Consider the following 15,146-nt stretch of genomic DNA (forward strand, 5'->3'; position numbering starts at 1 on the left):
CTGCTGTCAGACCCTTGTTTGACAGCAGGATACAAAATCACGCACAATCCGACCAAATTACATAAACGGCATATAAAAGCCGTACACACCGCACAAACGGAAAAGCAGTACCTTATAGTCTGACTCACGCTTTTTTCAGACCATAAACCGAAACAATATCATGTACCACAACATACTCATCGTCTGCCTAGGCAACATCTGCCGCTCCCCCACCGCAGAGCGGATCATGCAGAAAAAACTACCCGGCCACCGCATCAGCAGCGCCGGCATAAAAGCACTGGCAGGTAAGGATGCCGATTTCCAAGCCATCAAAACCGCACTCAAACACGGCGTTATCGTTGCAGGCCATACGGCACGCCAACTGACCGCCCCGATGTGCGAACAGGCCGATTTGATTCTCGTCATGGAGCCCAGTCAAATCGACATGGTGGCTGACATCCATCCTCCGGCACGCAGCAAAACCATGCTGTTTGCCCAATGGCTGCCTAAAAAAACCGTACCTGACCCATACAAACAAAGCAGCGAAATGTTTGAAGCCGTTTTTGAACAGCTCAATGCTGCCGCAGACACTTGGAAAACCAAACTAAACGGAAAAACTCAACCGGTATAAAACCGGCATGAACAAGAAAGCAAGCAATGAAAAAAACGACCTACACACCTTATAGCGCAGACAACGACGAAATCGACTTCGGCCAACAGTTGCGCGTAATTTGGACAAATAAATACAAAATCCTCGCCGCCCTGCTTGCAGGCGGCATTCTTGGCGCAGCCTTCAGCCTGGCATCCACTCCGCAATACCGTGCCGATGCCATGCTGGAAATTGAAACGCGACAAAACCAAATCCTGACCGAAATCAACAGCATCTTCAACAACCAAACCACGCCGTCTGAAGCAGAAGTCGAGTTGGTTCAATCACGCTTGGTGCTGGGTAAAACCGTTGACGACCTTCAGCTTGACCAAGAAGTCAAAGCCAAATACACACCCGTTATCGGCAGCCTGATGCACAACATCAGCGGCGACCCCGATCCCAAACTGACCGTCGGCAGCTTTACCGTACAAGACGAATGGTTCAACAAAACCTTCACGCTGACCGCTAAGAGCAACAAAGCCTATACCCTTACCCTGCCTGACAAACGCGTTGTCGAAGGTAAGGTCGGCGTACCTCTGAAAATCAACAATCACACCACCCTCAAAATCGATCAAATACTGGCCAATCCGGGTCAAGAATTTGCGTTGACCAAGTTCTCCCGCATCAGCGCCATCGAAAACATCCAAAACAAACTGGCTGTTATCAGCAAAGGTAAAACCAGCCCCATCATCAACCTTGCCTTTACCGGCACCGACCCTAAACGTACCAGCGTCATCCTCAACAGCATTGCCGACAACTACGTTGCGCAAAACCGTGAACGCGACGTCCAAGTTGCATCCAGCGGTTTGGCTTTCATCAGCGAAGAATTACCACGCTTAAAAGAAACCTTGCAAGACGCTGAAAACAAACTCAATGCCTACCGCCAACAATCAGGCTCCCTCGACATTCCGCTCGAGTCTAAAGGCGCATTGGAAAGCCTGACCGGCATCGAAACCCAAATTACCCTGCTCAAAACCGAAGAAGCAGGTTTGGCCGAGCTGTACACGCCGGAACACCCTTCCTATAAAGCCGTATTGGACAAACTTGCCGTCCTCGAGCGCGCTAAAAACAAAATCAACCAACAAATCGCCGAGTTGCCGAACACCCAACAAGAAGTTATCCGCCTGACCCGAGACGTAGAAACCAACCAGGCTACCTACGTCCAACTGTTGAGCAAACAACAAGAACTCAACATCATGAAAGCCAGTGCGCAAGGTAATGTCCGCATCGTCGATTATGCCTATGTCCCTGAAAACCCCGTTGCACCGCGCAAAGCCGTCATCACGCTCCTGAGTGCACTTGCCGCAGGCTCATTGACCGCTTTGTGGCTGATAATTCGCAACCGCATGAAAAACGGCATTACTTCATCCGGAGAAATCGAAAACCTCAATTTAGAAGTCGTCGCTCTTGTTCCGCACTCCAAAACCCAGCAAAAACGCGACTTCTTCAAAAGCAAATTCAAGAAAACCGGCGGCCGTTCCAACTATCTGCTGGCCAGCGAAGACCGTACCGATACGGCCGTCGAAGCCATCCGCGCCCTGCGCACCAATATCTACTTCTCCATGCTGGACGCGCCCAACAACGTCCTCATGATTACCGGCGCCGCGCCTGAAGCAGGCAAGTCCTTTATCTCCGCCAACCTTGCCGCCGTAATGGCGCAGTCGGGCAAACGCGTTCTGCTTATCGATACCGATATGCGCAAAGGCTATCTTGACCGACTCTTCGGCCTTACCCCTGAGTTCGGCCTGTCCGACATCCTAAGCGGCAAGGCGGCTCCGGCCAAAGCCGTACAAGAGACCGGCATTGAAAACCTCCACCTCATCAGCAGCGGCAGCTATCCCAGCAATCCGTCCGAGCTTTTGATGGACAACCGCTTCAACGAGTTGCTCGCCCACGCGCGCCAACGCTACGATTACGTCATCTTGGACACGCCGCCCGTATTGGCCGTGACCGACGCCGTCATCATCGGCCAACATGCCGGCACCGTCCTGATGATCAGCCGTTATGCGCACACCCGTGCACGAGAGCTTGAAGCCAGCGTCGAACGCCTCAAACAAAACCACATCAATATCAAAGGTGTCGTCCTCAATGGCATGAAGCGCGAAGCCAACAACAGCTACGACTACTACGCCTACGATGCCTACCATTCCGGCAACAATAAATCATAAACCGAAGCAGGCCGTCTGAACTTTCAGACGGCCTAAGGCTTTTTAAACGGCACAAAATATTTTTCACAAACGCCGCCCTTGCACCCCAAAGCCGTTTGTTTTAAAGTAAGCCCCGTTCCCATATGGAAGAGAAACATGAATATTACCGTCATCGGCGCAGGTTCGTGGGGTACAGCTCTCGCGTTGCACTTTGCGCACCACAACAATGAAGTTGCCCTTTGGACACGCAATCCCGACCAAATCCGCACCCTGCAAGCAGATCGCGAAAACAAACGCGGCCTGCCCGGCTTCCCTTTCCCTGAGTCCCTGACCGTTCACGCCGATTTGGGCGAAGCGCTGAAAGACAGCCAACTTGCCCTGATCGTTACCTCCGTAGCCGGCCTCAGAAGCAGCGCCGAGCTGCTCAAACAGCATAACGCCGCCGATATTCCCGTTCTCGCCGCCTGCAAAGGTTTTGAACAAGATACTGGCCTCCTGACTTTCCAAGTACTGAAAGAAGTCCTGCCTAACAATAAAAAAATCGGCGTTCTCTCAGGCCCGAGCTTTGCCCAAGAACTTGCAGCCCAACTGCCTTGCGCCGTCGTTCTTGCTTCCGAAAACAAAGACTGGGTGGAAGAAACCACCGCCCAACTGAACACCAACGTAATGCGCCTATACGGCAGCACCGACGTCATCGGCGTTGCTGTGGGCGGTGCCGTTAAAAACGTCATGGCGATTGCCACCGGCCTTTCAGACGGCCTCGAATACGGTCTCAATGCACGTGCAGCCTTAGTAACACGCGGCCTTGCCGAAATCACACGCCTTGCCATCGCCATGGGCGCGCAACCCAAAACCATGATGGGCTTGGCAGGCATCGGCGACCTTATCCTGACCTGTACCGGCGCACTCTCGCGCAACCGCCGCGTCGGCCTCGGCCTCGCAGAAGGCAAAGAGTTGCATCAAGTGCTTGTCGAAATCGGCCACGTTTCCGAAGGCGTCAGCACCATTGAAGAAGTCTTCAACACCGCCGCCAAATACCAAATCGATATGCCCATCACTCAAACCCTGCTGCAACTCATCCGCAAAGAAATGACCCCGCAGCAAGTCGTTGAACGACTGATGGAACGAAGCGCGCGCTTCGAATAAATGGTCGCGCCGTCTGCCATTCAGACGGCCTGACGCACAATATGACGACCATAAGGCCGTCTGAAGGGAAACACATGAACCAATCACTGAACAATCTGGAAATCAACGTTTACCAACTTGTCCAAAAATTTGAAACGCTGGTTTCAGAAAACCGCCGTCTCAACGAAGAAATCGACAGACTCAAACTCGAGCAAGAGCAACAAAAACGCCAACACGACGCGGCCATTGACGAACTCAGCGAAGCCTTGCTGGTTCAAGTCGGCAAACTCAAAGAAGACCTGCAAAGCAAAATTGACAACCTGACTGCCGAAAAAGAAAACTACCGCAACGCGCTGGCCCAAAGTGCAGACCAAATCCGCAGCCTCATTGCCCGATTGCCCCAAGAAACACAACAATAAAAGGACGCCCCGTGAGTATCGAACAAGTCAATCTCGACATCATGAATGTCAACTTCACCATCAACACACCGAGTGAAGAAAAAGCCACCCTTCTGCAAGCCGTTGAAATGCTCAACAAGAAAAGCGATGCGATTAAAGAAAGCGGCCGCATCGTCGGCACGGACAAAATCGTCGTCATGGCAGCCCTCAACGTCGTACACGACCTCTTGAAAACCACCCTCAACGACGATTTGGCAATCGGTGAATTTGAGCGTAAAATAACCGACATGAACAACGCGTGCCAAAAAGCACTGGCGCGCTTGGAGCAAAACTAATTTCCCCTTTTCCCTGCGGTGTTCGCGAAGGCATATATTCCTTTGAACCAATACGTTCGCTTTAGGTTGCCGGGAGTTGTAGTGGGCGCGAGCGTCCGTTTGCCGGACGCACCCGAAACTACCCGAGGTGACCGCCTTGTCAGCAAGGTTCAAGCGGATTCAGCCCAAACGGCACTCGTGGGGATTCCCTAAAAAAGCCATACCGAAAGGTGTGGCTTTCCCCTTTCCGAGCAAAGACTTTCGTAAAGATTTCCGGCCGTCTGAAAAAACCGCATATTCATGTATCAAACACGCTCAATTAAGATTGACAAAAACCAATCTCCTCTTTAAAATCCATAACTTTCTATATATATCTGGATTCCAACCATGAAAACCTTCTCTGCAAAACCCCATGAGGTGAAGCGCGAATGGTTCGTCATTGACGCAGAAGACAAAGTTCTGGGTCGTGTCGCAGCCGAAGTCGCACACCGTCTGCGCGGCAAACACAAACCCGAATACACTCCTCACGTTGATACCGGCGATTACATCATCGTCATCAATGCAGACAAACTGCGCGTGACCGGTGCTAAATTCGAAGACAAAAAATACTTCCGTCACTCTGGTTTCCCAGGTGGCATCTACGAGCGTACTTTCCGCGAAATGCAAGAGCAATTCCCAGGCCGCGCTTTGGAACAAGCCGTAAAAGGCATGTTGCCTAAAGGTCCTCTGGGCTACGCCATGATCAAAAAACTGAAAGTGTACGCCGGCGCCGAACACGGCCACGCTGCACAACAACCTAAAGTTTTGGAACTGAAATAATAAGGACACGACATGAACGGTAAATACTACTACGGCACAGGCCGCCGCAAAAGTTCAGTGGCTCGTGTATTCTTGACTAAAGGTACCGGCCAAATCATCGTAAACGGCCGCCCCGTTGACGAATTCTTCGCACGTGAAACCAGCCGCATGGTTGTACGTCAACCTCTGGTTCTGACTGAAAATGCCGAATCTTTCGACATCAAAGTTAACGTAACCGGTGGCGGCGAAACCGGTCAATCCGGCGCCATCCGTCACGGCATTACCCGCGCCCTGATCGACTTCAACGCAGCCCTGAAACCAGCCCTGTCTCAAGCAGGCTTCGTTACTCGCGATGCTCGTGAAGTTGAACGTAAAAAACCTGGTTTGCGCAAAGCACGTCGCGCAAAACAATTCTCCAAACGTTAATACGTTTTCAGAATCGAATCAAAAAGCCTTGCCCTGCAAGGCTTTTTTCATTTATAAAATAATAATCCAATATCCCCCGCAATATATGATGAAAACCCTGCTCCACTACGCCAAATCATTGCTTCAGGCTGTGATTATCTTCATCTTCTTATCCCTGATTGTCGACTGGGTGCGCAAGCCTGACCAACCCTTACAATCAGCAGCGCAAACCCTCACTCTAACCAATGGCCAAACCACTTCCCTCCAATACTTCAGTCAGAACCGTGTTGCTGTTGTTTACTTTTGGGGTAGCTGGTGCGGTATTTGCTCGTACACATCGCCGACTATAGAAAAGCTGCACCAAGACAATATCCCAACACTGGGCGTAGCCTTGCGCTCCGGAAGCGACGCAGACATCGCCCACCATATGCAACAAAACAATCTATCCTTTCCAAACTTCAATGATTCAGACGGCCTGATGGCTTAAAAATGGAACATAGCCGTCACACCAACCATTATCATATTAAAAGATGGGAAAATGATTCATCACACATCCGGACTTTCCAGCTACATCGGCTTAAAAATCAGAATTTACTTAGCAGACATCTTCGGTTAAATTCATTGAAAATCCACCAAAAATAGAAAATCCAAAGAATCATCTCCGCCGAATATATTTACCCTATTCCACTTCATAAATAAATAAACTATCTCTTTCCCAATAACATATGATTTTGTTGAGATTATAAAGAAAATAGACTAAGATATAACCATAAGAACAATTGGAAACATTATTATCAAAACAAACTGTTAGAGATCTTCATCTAATATTGTGGCAGTGATGCTTTTGTTCCCATGACCCGGCTGCCGACGGCAGCCTTAAAACAGCAATATTCGCCTTTATCAATCTACCTAACGCTTCAACGGTTTGATTTTTGATAACACCGGAGACTTAGTAATGCCCAACCAATCTAAACATGCATCTATCAATATCGGTCTGATTCAGGCACGGGAAGCATTGATGACCCAATTCCGCCCTATTCTGAACCAAGCCAATATTACTGACCAGCAATGGCGTATCATCCGGCTCTTAGCGGAAAACGGCACTCTCGACTTCCAAGACTTGGCCAATCAGGCCTGCATCCTCCGTCCCAGCCTGACCGGCATTCTGACCCGCTTGGAAAAAGCAGGTTTGGCCGTGCGCCTGAAGCCTTCCAACGACCAACGCCGCGTTTATCTGAAACTGACGCCCGAAGGCGAGAAACTCTATGAATCCACCGGCGCATTGGTTGACGAGCGCTATGACGCAATTGAAAAAGTCCTTACCAAAGAAAAAATGGCACAACTCAAAGAACTCTTGGCAGAGCTGGCAAAAATCGAACAGGCATTAAAATAAAGCGAGCCGGATGACAGATTCAACACACACACTCAAGAGATCCTTCCGAGATGCCATGGCCTCCTGTGCCGCCGGCGTGCACGTTATCACGACAGACGGCGAAGCGGGACGCTATGGCATTACCATGACTGCCGTAACTGCCGTTACCGACGAGCCGCCGACGGTCATGCTGTGCATCAACCGCCAATCCACCATCATTCCCATCCTGCAAGGCAACCGTGATTTGTGCATCAACACACTCAACGACAGCCAACAGGATGTTGCTGAACACTTTGCCGGATTGACCGACCTCTCGCCCGAAGAACGCTTTGAATACCATATTTGGCATAGAGGACAAACCGGACAGCTAGAAGTCGAAGGCGCGCTGGCGCACCTGCACGGCAGCATTGTCGATCAACACGAAATCGGCACGCATTACGTCTTTTTCGTTCAGATCAACGAAATCCGCAATACCGACGCGCAAGCACCGGCATTGCTGTATTTCCGTAGGCAATTCAAATCTTTGGCATAAAAAGGAATTAATTTTTAGGTGAAAATAGCAATCCTAGGACTCGGAGTTATCGGAACGACTTATGCCTATGCTTTTCAAAAAGCAGGTCATCAAGTAAAACACATACTTAGAAACAGTAGGCGGAACAATGCTCCAAAATCTATCTCGGTTAATTTGCTAGATGGTCGCTGTAATTCCAAAGGGGAAAGCAAACATGATACCTATGAGGTTCAAGTGGCTGAAGCTCATTCAGAATATGATTTTATTTTTCTGAGTGTGCGTTATGGTTTTGTTAAAGAAGCCGTGAAAACCTTGCGAGAAAATAATATCAAAGGAACTCTAGTTTTCTTCTGCAATTTCTGGAATACTCGAAAAGAGATCCAGGAGTGGGCAGGAGAGTACGACTATATTTTAGCTTTTCCGACAGCTGGTGGGCATATGAACGAGGATCATTTGGACGGTGTTCTGTTCGACCATTTAATGCTAGAAGGTGAGCAAAAAGCAAAAATTCTTAATTATGTCAATCTGACGACTTTACTGACCTCTGTAGATTTGCAGTGGAAAGTTCCTCATGATATGGTCGAGTGGATTTGGATTCATATGGCGATTAATGCGGGTGTTACTTCAACAGCTGCACGTTCGGGAAAACTGGAAAACCCGGAAGAATTAGCCCTAAACTTGATGAATAGTTCTTCGGAATTATCATTAGCTATCAAAGCCATTCGAGAGGCTTTGAAAGTCGTTGAAGCACGTGGCGTAAATTTGAAGCTTTATAAAGCTGAGCTCTTACCTTACAAAATTCCCGCTTGGCTTGCCGGAAAAGCTATGAAAGTCATGTTTGCTAAAAATGAAATGACCCGAAAAATTATGACATTACACAATGACAAACAAGATATCTTCTATTGTTGTCAAAGTGTCTTTCAGACAGGTCAAGAGTTAGGTATTGAGATGCCCATTCTGGAAGCAAATATGAAGGGGATTTCGATCTAGGAGGTTTTAAGGGTCTCAGGCCGTCTGAAACATCGGTTTCATTTTTCAGACGGCCTGAGACTTTTTCTGTTTCACACATTATAGGCACACCCATGAAAGCAATGATATTGGCCGCCGGTCGCGGCGAACGCATGCGCCCGCTGACCGACCACACGCCCAAACCCTTACTCAAAGTGGCAGGCACGCCGCTTATCGGCTGGCACTTACGCCGCCTGCGGAAGGCCGGCTTTACTGAAATCGTCATCAACCATGCCTGGCTTGGCCAGCAAATCGAAGACACCTTGAAAGACGGTTCATCCTACGGCGTACACATTGCCTATTCTCCCGAGCGCGCCGGAGGCCTGGAAACTGCCGGAGGCATTGCCACCGCCCTGCCGCTTTTGGGCAACGAGCCGTTTTTGGTCGTCAATGGCGACGTGTTGACCGACATTGATTTCCAAGCTGCACGACTGGCTGCCCAGCGCATGCAGGAACACAACCTTCTCGCCCATTTGTGGCTGGTGGACAATCCACCCCATCATCCCGAAGGCGACTTCGGCCTGCTTTCAGACAGCCTGGTATCCGCATCATCCTCAGACGGCCAGGCCCTGACTTTCAGCGGCGTGGGCGTTTATCATCCCGCGCTTTTCAAAGATACCCCGGCGCACCAGGCTGCCAAACTTGCCCCTCTGTTGCGTCAGGCCATGAGTAAAAGCCAAATCAGCGGCGAACACCACAACGGCCTTTGGTTGGACGTCGGCACAGTCGAACGCCTGCAAGAAGCTGACCGTATCGCCCAAAGCTGGTAAAACAAAAGGGACGTATCGGATACGTCCCTTTTAATATTCAAGGCCGTCTGAAAATATTGATCAACCCATTTTTCAGACGGCCTTAATCCATCAATCAAGCTTTAGCCAATTTCTTTTCTTTCTTCATTCCCAACAAGCCATTGACAATCATCACGCACAACCCCGACCAAATCAGGCCATAGCCGATCAATGCGCCTTTTTGCACCGGCTCGCCCAGCCATACAATCGACACAATAAAAAGCAATACAGGCTCCAAATAGCTCAACATACCGAACACCGCCACCGGCAGCAACTGATTTGCCTTCAAATTCAAATGCATGGATATTGCACTATTAAAACCCAGCAACACAATAAAAAAGATTAAAACCGGTTTGGCCGCAATCATCGCCGGCGTATCCGTTGCAAATATAATATACGCCAACGCAAACGGCGTAATCATCATTAAATCAAAGGTCAGACCGATTAAAGAAGGCACGCCCAGTTTTCGGCGCAGCAGATAATAAAACGGATAGGTACCGAACACCCATACAGTCGTCCACGAAAACGCGCCCGACCGCACCAATTCACATGCCACGCCTGCACACGCCAAGATTACCGCCACCCTCTGCAACCGGTTCAAACGCTCTTTAAACCAAATCCGTCCACCCAACATCATTGCCAAAGGAAACAGGAAATAACCCATGGCAATGTTTACCCCTTCCCCATTGACCGGCCCCCAGACAAACAGCCACAACTGGCTGGCAAATATCGGCGTCGGCAATACAATCAGCAGCCATCGTTTCCAATCCCGGCCGACGCCATAAGCAAAACGCGTTGCCGCCTGCCAACCGTTGACCATCGTCATCAGCACGCACAAAGCCGACAGCATGGCGACCATGCGCCAGGCAAACACCTCCGTCCCCATCATCGGCCGCATCCACATACCGTACAGAAACAGCATGGAAAACAACAAATTGGACGCTATCGCAGCCAGCAAACCTTTGGATAAATTCGTCATTTCAGACGGCCTTTTGCAATCAAAGTTGATATTGTAGAAAAAACGGATGGAAAAATTACTCATCTTTTTTGAATGAAGTTTTACCGCAAACATCCGTTTCATTAAAGGCCGTCTGAAAACCATGTTTTCAGGTTTTCAGACGGCCTTTCATTGCATCGAAGCGGTCTAATACATCAGCCCTGCTTCACAATATCCGACAACGGCCAACGCGGTTTAACATTGAATGCGCCGACAGCCTGACGCTCGGCAAGACGCATCGCACCGGCAAAGGCAATCATTGCGCCGTTGTCGGTACAGTATGCCATCGGCGGAAAATAAACATTGATTTTTTCTTCCTGAGGTTTGGGTTTGCCTTTTTCAGGCGGCATTTTGACGGTTAAGCGCGAAAATTCATCACGCAGTTTCCAGTTTGCACCTACACCGCCGGCAACCACCAAAGTTCTGAAGCCGGTATCCAACAACGCTTTTTTGGCTTTGGCCGCCAATACGTCAACCACCGCATCTTGGAAAGCGCGGCAAATATCGTTACGCGTCTGTTCGGGAATTTCATCGCTGCCGGTTTCGGTGCGGACTTTTTCGACAGCGGTCAAAACGGCTGTTTTCAAACCGGAAAAGCTCATCTGCAAATCGTGCGAATGGAGCATAGGACGTGGGAATGTGAAGGCATCAGGCGTGCCGAGTTTGGCCAGCTCGGATAATTTGGCACCGCCGGGATAAGGCAAGCCTAAAAGCTTGGCCGTTTTATCGAACGCTTCGCCTGCCGCATCGTCCACACTTTCACCCAGCAAGGTGTAATTGCCGATACCGCGTACAGCCATAAATTGTGTATGTCCGCCCGACACCAGCAAAGCAATAAATGGAAATTCAGGCTTGTCGTCTGCTAACAAGGGCGAGAGCAAATGGCCTTCAAGATGGTGAACGGGGATAACAGGCTTGCCGATGGCAAATGCCAAGGCGTTGGCAAAGCCTGAACCGGCCAGCAATGCGCCGCCCAAGCCCGGACCTTGCGTAAAGGCAACTGCGTCAATATCGGCATAGCCTACGCCTGCTTCCTTCAAGCAACCTTGCGTCAACGGCACGACACGACGGATATGGTCGCGGCTGGCCAATTCGGGGACAACGCCGCCGTATTCGGCGTGCATCGCCATTTGTGTGTGCAAATGATGCGCCAACAGGCCGCGCTCGGTATCGTAGAGCGCAACGCCGGTTTCGTCGCAAGATGATTCAATTCCTAATACCAACATGGTTTGAGGCCGTCTGAAAAAAATGATTAAAAACGATTCAGACGGCGTTTTCTCCGAAAACGGAAAAAGGCCGTCTGAAATAAAGTGCGGGATAAGCTACTTACAAAGTGCCGTAAGAATGCAGGCCGCTCAAGAACATATTCACGCCGATAAAGGCAAAGGCGGTAATGACCAGGCCGATGACCGCCCACCAAGCCAACACTTTGCCGCGCCAGCCTGCCACCAGCCGCAAATGCAACCAGATAGCGTAATTCAACCAAACGATGAATGCCCAAGTTTCTTTCGGGTCCCAGCTCCAATAGCGGCCCCACGCATCGGCCGCCCACAATGCGCCGAGAATGGTGGCAATCGTGAAGAACAGGAAACCGACGGCAATCGCTTTGTACATGACTTCTTCAATGACTTGCGAGTGCGGCAGCCATGATTTTTGGCCCGCATCTTCTTTTCTGAGCACCAGCAGTTCGGCAATACCCAGCATGGCGGCGATACAGAATGCGCCGTAGCCGATAAAGTTGGCCGGAACGTGGATTTTCATCCACCAAGACTGCAAAGCAGGAATCAGCGGCTGAATGGCATGAGCCTCGCGTGAAACGCTGTACCACAAGACAAATCCGACCACAATCGCCATAAAGCTGAAGACAAAGCCACCCAGTTTTTGTACGGCAAAGCGGCCTTCGTAATAGAGGTACATCAGCGCCGTAATGACCAAGAACAAGATGAATACTTCGTAAAGGTTGGAAACCGGAATATGGCCGGCATCGGGACGCAGCAGATAGCTTTCATGCCAGCGCACCAGCAAACCGACAAAGCCCGCCATCGCGGAAACCCACGCAAACACGGTACCCATACCCAAAAGCGTATTGGACGGCACATTTTTGCGCACCGCCGCTATCGCGCCGACGATATAGGCAAACAAGGCAAAGAACACAAACGCGCATTGCCACATAATCGCCGACTGGCTGCTTAACAGGTATTTGAGCAGGAAGCCGTCTGCGCGTTTGATGTCGCCCCCATACAAATCAACGGCCAAATACGCCAAGCACACGCCCAAAGGGATAAACCAGCGCATCGGTTTGAAAAACCAACCCAGAAAAACGGCAATACCGGCACTCACCCACAAAATTACCATTTCGTAGATGTCCATATGCAGACCAGCCTGGGTTTGGGCAATAAACGCACCGACTGCAATCAGCAGCACGAATACCCAGTCGAAAAGGTTGAGGTTTCGGATAAATGATTTGTGTGTCAGAAGCTCATGCTCGGGCAAGGCCTGATGTTTGTTATTCATGGTTCAAATCCTTGGCAAGCTGCTGCAATTGCCGTGTGTGTTGCGGAAATTCTTTCTGCAAGTCGCGTTCGTTGCGGCTGGAAGACATGGCAAAACGGATACGGCCGTCTGAAAACAGCAGCCAAGCACGTTTTTCACGGATATAGAACATAAATACCGTGCCCAACACCAGCAATACCGAACCCAAATACACCAAGAATTCCCCCGGAGAACGGGTCATCTGCAGGCCGGAAGAGCGCACTTCGGAATAGCCGTCCAATTGCAGCAACATCGGCGCAGGATACTCGGTCAAACCGGTGTACGCGTCCATTGCATGCAGCAGGAAGCGGTTGCGCTTTTCGTCTTGCGGCCAAGCCGGCAGATTGTATGTGCTGATCGTATCTTCCAAAGCGGCATTCATCACGCCATAGAGCATCTCGTAGAAATAGCCCTGCATTTTTTCCTGCTGATCTTTGGGAATGTTGGTGGTAACAAACTCGTCCAAAGCTAAATAGCCGCCTTTGGCAAAAATCGACAAAGTGTTTTCCGCCGCTGCCATGAATTGCTCACGGATTTCGGCAGGCGCGCCTTTGACGGCGTTGGCAACGGTTTTACGGCGTGCCGCGTCGTCTTTCAAATATTGGCGCAAAGCCATAAAGGTGTCGATTTGGCCGTTTTTATCCATCGGAATGCGCAACCAGCGGTATTGCTGCGCCAAACCGCTGCGTGTGCCGGTAATGAAGAAATAGTCTTCATCTTGTTTTACCGGCAGCATATAGTTTTTATATTCGACCGCCTGCCCTGCTTTGTCGCGGATGCGGTAAACGATAGACGGGCCGATATTGGTGTATTTTTTGCCTTCCTGACGAACGGAGCGAACATCATTGATGGCGGATTTCAAGTTCTGCTCTTTTTCAGACGGCTCGCTCATGTCTTCGACGTTCATCGAGGTAAACTGGTCGAATTCCAGTTTATAAGAGGTCTTGCCCAAATCCAGCGGAAACTCGCGCATGGAAGTTGCTTTGAGTTTGACCGGAGTGCGGTCGGCATCAGCCAGATTCCACGCTTTAAACGTCAAGTCTGATCCGCCGTCGGCAAAACTTGCCTGATAAACCGTAATACCGTGCAACGTCAAAGGATGATTGACACGGATGGTGTGTTCGCTGACTTTGCCGGTCGCCTTGTCCGTTACTTCCAAGTCGCTGGCGAAATCGCGCGGCATACCGGTATCGTAAAAATCAATATGGAATTTCTTCAATTTGACGGAAAACGGCAAGTCTTGCACGAGCATGCCGTTATCCGCATTCAGAAATACTACGTCCGCGCTCTGACCTTCCGAAATATTGACATTGCCCCTAAACGACAAATTGGACGTACCCAACACGCTTTCGGGCTTAAAGTCTTTGGCGTAAACCGAAGTATTGTCCGGCACGACTTGGCCGGTGAGCATACCGATTTTCAGCAGGATATTGCTGTCTATCAAACCGCCCAAACAAATCACAATCAGCGCGGCATGGGCAAAGATATAGCCCCATTTGTTCATCGCGCCTTTTTTCGCCGCCACCAAAACCGAACCATCTTCACGCGTAACGGTTTTGCAGCCGTAGCCCTGCACTTCCAAATACCGTTGTGCGACTTCGGGCGTCACCTGTCCGTCTAAAACGATGGAATGGCGCATTGCCGCCAGTGATTTTTCCTTGGCGTTTTCACGGAAGGAACGAATCTCGCGCAAAAACGGCGGAACATTGCGAATCAGGCACAATCCGGTGGAAATCACCAAAAACATCATGATGACAACGAACCACGCCGAGGCGTACACGTCGTACAGGCCCAAAAAGCCGAAAATCTGCGACCAAAACGGGCCGAATTTCACCAAATAATCGACTTGTGGCTGGTTTTGCTGCAAGACCGTACCGATAATCGAAGCCACGCCCAACAGGCTAAGCAGGGCGACGGCAAAACGCATGGAGCTGAAAAAGGCAAACCACGGTCTGCGGATGAGTGGGACGGATGATAAAGATTTACTCATGTTTCAACTGTCGGCTTTGAACAACCCAATCAATCGGGCTGCGATGGACGTTATGATGCGAAAGGAAGAATACTGCATATTGTAGTAAAAATCTTGCTGTCGCTATTTGAAAAAAACAATCAGGCTTATCGGC

General features: G+C 50.0%; 16 protein-coding genes and 1 other RNA gene. 13 read left to right on the forward strand and 4 right to left on the reverse strand.

What is annotated here, in order from left to right:
* Positions 1-160 precede the first annotated feature (160 nt).
* The 13 genes from TW89_RS00760 (at position 161) to murU (ending at position 9,476) form a co-directional block, all read left to right on the forward strand.
* A complete protein-coding gene (locus TW89_RS00760; protein ID WP_049333562.1) occupies positions 161-610 on the forward strand; it encodes a low molecular weight protein-tyrosine-phosphatase in 450 nt (149 codons plus the stop codon).
* A 26-nt stretch (positions 611-636) separates the two neighbouring features.
* A complete protein-coding gene (locus TW89_RS00765; RefSeq protein ID WP_128580233.1) occupies positions 637-2,796 on the forward strand; it encodes a polysaccharide biosynthesis tyrosine autokinase in 2,160 nt (719 codons plus the stop codon).
* A gap of 135 nt (positions 2,797-2,931) precedes the next feature.
* The gene (locus TW89_RS00770) at positions 2,932-3,921 is read left to right on the forward strand and encodes an NAD(P)H-dependent glycerol-3-phosphate dehydrogenase (protein ID WP_070822759.1); all 990 of its coding nucleotides are present in this window, start codon (positions 2,932-2,934) and stop codon (positions 3,919-3,921) included.
* Between the two features lie 74 nt (positions 3,922-3,995).
* The gene (locus tag TW89_RS00775) at positions 3,996-4,319 is read left to right on the forward strand and encodes a hypothetical protein (protein WP_036494022.1); all 324 of its coding nucleotides are present in this window, start codon (positions 3,996-3,998) and stop codon (positions 4,317-4,319) included.
* Positions 4,320-4,330: 11 nt separating this feature from the next.
* Positions 4,331-4,633: a cell division protein ZapA gene (locus tag TW89_RS00780; RefSeq protein ID WP_003681511.1), complete on the forward strand. Its 303-nt coding sequence runs from the start codon at positions 4,331-4,333 to the stop codon at positions 4,631-4,633.
* Positions 4,634-4,640: 7 nt separating this feature from the next.
* Positions 4,641-4,821: non-coding RNA, 6S RNA (ssrS, locus tag TW89_RS00785), on the forward strand.
* A gap of 178 nt (positions 4,822-4,999) precedes the next feature.
* Positions 5,000-5,431 (forward strand): 50S ribosomal protein L13, encoded by a 432-nt coding sequence (rplM, locus tag TW89_RS00790; RefSeq protein WP_003684605.1) that lies wholly within the window; start codon positions 5,000-5,002, stop codon positions 5,429-5,431.
* Positions 5,432-5,443: 12 nt separating this feature from the next.
* Positions 5,444-5,836, forward strand: a complete 393-nt coding sequence (rpsI, locus tag TW89_RS00795) for a 30S ribosomal protein S9 (RefSeq protein WP_049347880.1) — start codon at positions 5,444-5,446, stop codon at positions 5,834-5,836.
* An 85-nt stretch (positions 5,837-5,921) separates the two neighbouring features.
* Complete coding sequence (locus TW89_RS00800) at positions 5,922-6,302, forward strand: redoxin domain-containing protein (protein ID WP_283114173.1); 381 nt, start codon at positions 5,922-5,924, stop codon at positions 6,300-6,302.
* A 468-nt stretch (positions 6,303-6,770) separates the two neighbouring features.
* Positions 6,771-7,208: a homoprotocatechuate degradation operon regulator HpaR gene (hpaR, locus tag TW89_RS00805; RefSeq protein ID WP_004520883.1), complete on the forward strand. Its 438-nt coding sequence runs from the start codon at positions 6,771-6,773 to the stop codon at positions 7,206-7,208.
* Between the two features lie 10 nt (positions 7,209-7,218).
* Positions 7,219-7,719 (forward strand): 4-hydroxyphenylacetate 3-monooxygenase, reductase component, encoded by a 501-nt coding sequence (gene hpaC / locus TW89_RS00810; protein WP_225522166.1) that lies wholly within the window; start codon positions 7,219-7,221, stop codon positions 7,717-7,719.
* Positions 7,720-7,737: 18 nt separating this feature from the next.
* Complete coding sequence (locus tag TW89_RS00815) at positions 7,738-8,688, forward strand: ketopantoate reductase family protein (protein WP_128580234.1); 951 nt, start codon at positions 7,738-7,740, stop codon at positions 8,686-8,688.
* 92 nt (positions 8,689-8,780) lie between these two features.
* On the forward strand, positions 8,781-9,476 hold the full coding sequence (murU, locus tag TW89_RS00820) for an N-acetylmuramate alpha-1-phosphate uridylyltransferase MurU (RefSeq protein WP_128580235.1): 696 nt from the start codon (positions 8,781-8,783) through the stop codon (positions 9,474-9,476).
* Positions 9,477-9,570: 94 nt separating this feature from the next.
* On the opposite strand, the gene rarD is transcribed toward murU, so the two are convergent.
* From rarD to TW89_RS00840, 4 genes are all read right to left on the reverse strand, one after another.
* A complete protein-coding gene (gene rarD / locus TW89_RS00825; RefSeq protein WP_128580236.1) occupies positions 9,571-10,473 on the reverse strand; it encodes an EamA family transporter RarD in 903 nt (300 codons plus the stop codon).
* Positions 10,474-10,646: 173 nt separating this feature from the next.
* Positions 10,647-11,717 carry a tRNA (adenosine(37)-N6)-threonylcarbamoyltransferase complex transferase subunit TsaD gene (tsaD, locus tag TW89_RS00830; protein WP_128580237.1) on the reverse strand — a complete coding sequence of 357 codons (1,071 nt, stop codon included), beginning with the start codon at positions 11,715-11,717 and terminating at the stop codon, positions 10,647-10,649.
* Between the two features lie 100 nt (positions 11,718-11,817).
* Complete coding sequence (gene ccsB / locus TW89_RS00835; protein ID WP_128580238.1) at positions 11,818-13,005, reverse strand: c-type cytochrome biogenesis protein CcsB; 1,188 nt, start codon at positions 13,003-13,005, stop codon at positions 11,818-11,820.
* Positions 12,998-14,950, reverse strand: coding sequence for a cytochrome c biogenesis protein ResB (locus tag TW89_RS00840; protein ID WP_164836679.1), 1,953 nt, complete (start codon positions 14,948-14,950; stop codon positions 12,998-13,000). Before TW89_RS00840 ends, ccsB begins: the two co-directional genes overlap by 8 nt.
* Positions 14,951-15,146: the final 196 nt, after the last annotated feature.

The sequence above is a fragment of the Neisseria flavescens genome (genome assembly GCF_001618065.1).
GTDB lineage: Bacteria > Pseudomonadota > Gammaproteobacteria > Burkholderiales > Neisseriaceae > Neisseria > Neisseria flavescens_A.

Coding starts and splice junctions, on each gene's coding strand:
- TW89_RS00760 (WP_049333562.1), top strand. CDS start 161: ATGTACCACAACATACTCATCGTCTGCCTAGGCAACATCTGCCGCTCC.
- TW89_RS00765 (WP_128580233.1), top strand. CDS start 637: ATGAAAAAAACGACCTACACACCTTATAGCGCAGACAACGACGAAATC.
- TW89_RS00770 (WP_070822759.1), top strand. CDS start 2,932: ATGAATATTACCGTCATCGGCGCAGGTTCGTGGGGTACAGCTCTCGCG.
- TW89_RS00775 (WP_036494022.1), top strand. CDS start 3,996: ATGAACCAATCACTGAACAATCTGGAAATCAACGTTTACCAACTTGTC.
- rplM (WP_003684605.1), top strand. CDS start 5,000: ATGAAAACCTTCTCTGCAAAACCCCATGAGGTGAAGCGCGAATGGTTC.
- rpsI (WP_049347880.1), top strand. CDS start 5,444: ATGAACGGTAAATACTACTACGGCACAGGCCGCCGCAAAAGTTCAGTG.
- TW89_RS00800 (WP_283114173.1), top strand. CDS start 5,922: ATGATGAAAACCCTGCTCCACTACGCCAAATCATTGCTTCAGGCTGTG.
- hpaR (WP_004520883.1), top strand. CDS start 6,771: ATGCCCAACCAATCTAAACATGCATCTATCAATATCGGTCTGATTCAG.
- hpaC (WP_225522166.1), top strand. CDS start 7,219: ATGACAGATTCAACACACACACTCAAGAGATCCTTCCGAGATGCCATG.
- murU (WP_128580235.1), top strand. CDS start 8,781: ATGAAAGCAATGATATTGGCCGCCGGTCGCGGCGAACGCATGCGCCCG.
- rarD (WP_128580236.1), bottom strand. CDS start 10,473: ATGACGAATTTATCCAAAGGTTTGCTGGCTGCGATAGCGTCCAATTTG.
- tsaD (WP_128580237.1), bottom strand. CDS start 11,717: ATGTTGGTATTAGGAATTGAATCATCTTGCGACGAAACCGGCGTTGCG.
- ccsB (WP_128580238.1), bottom strand. CDS start 13,005: ATGAATAACAAACATCAGGCCTTGCCCGAGCATGAGCTTCTGACACAC.
- TW89_RS00840 (WP_164836679.1), bottom strand. CDS start 14,950: ATGCGTTTTGCCGTCGCCCTGCTTAGCCTGTTGGGCGTGGCTTCGATT.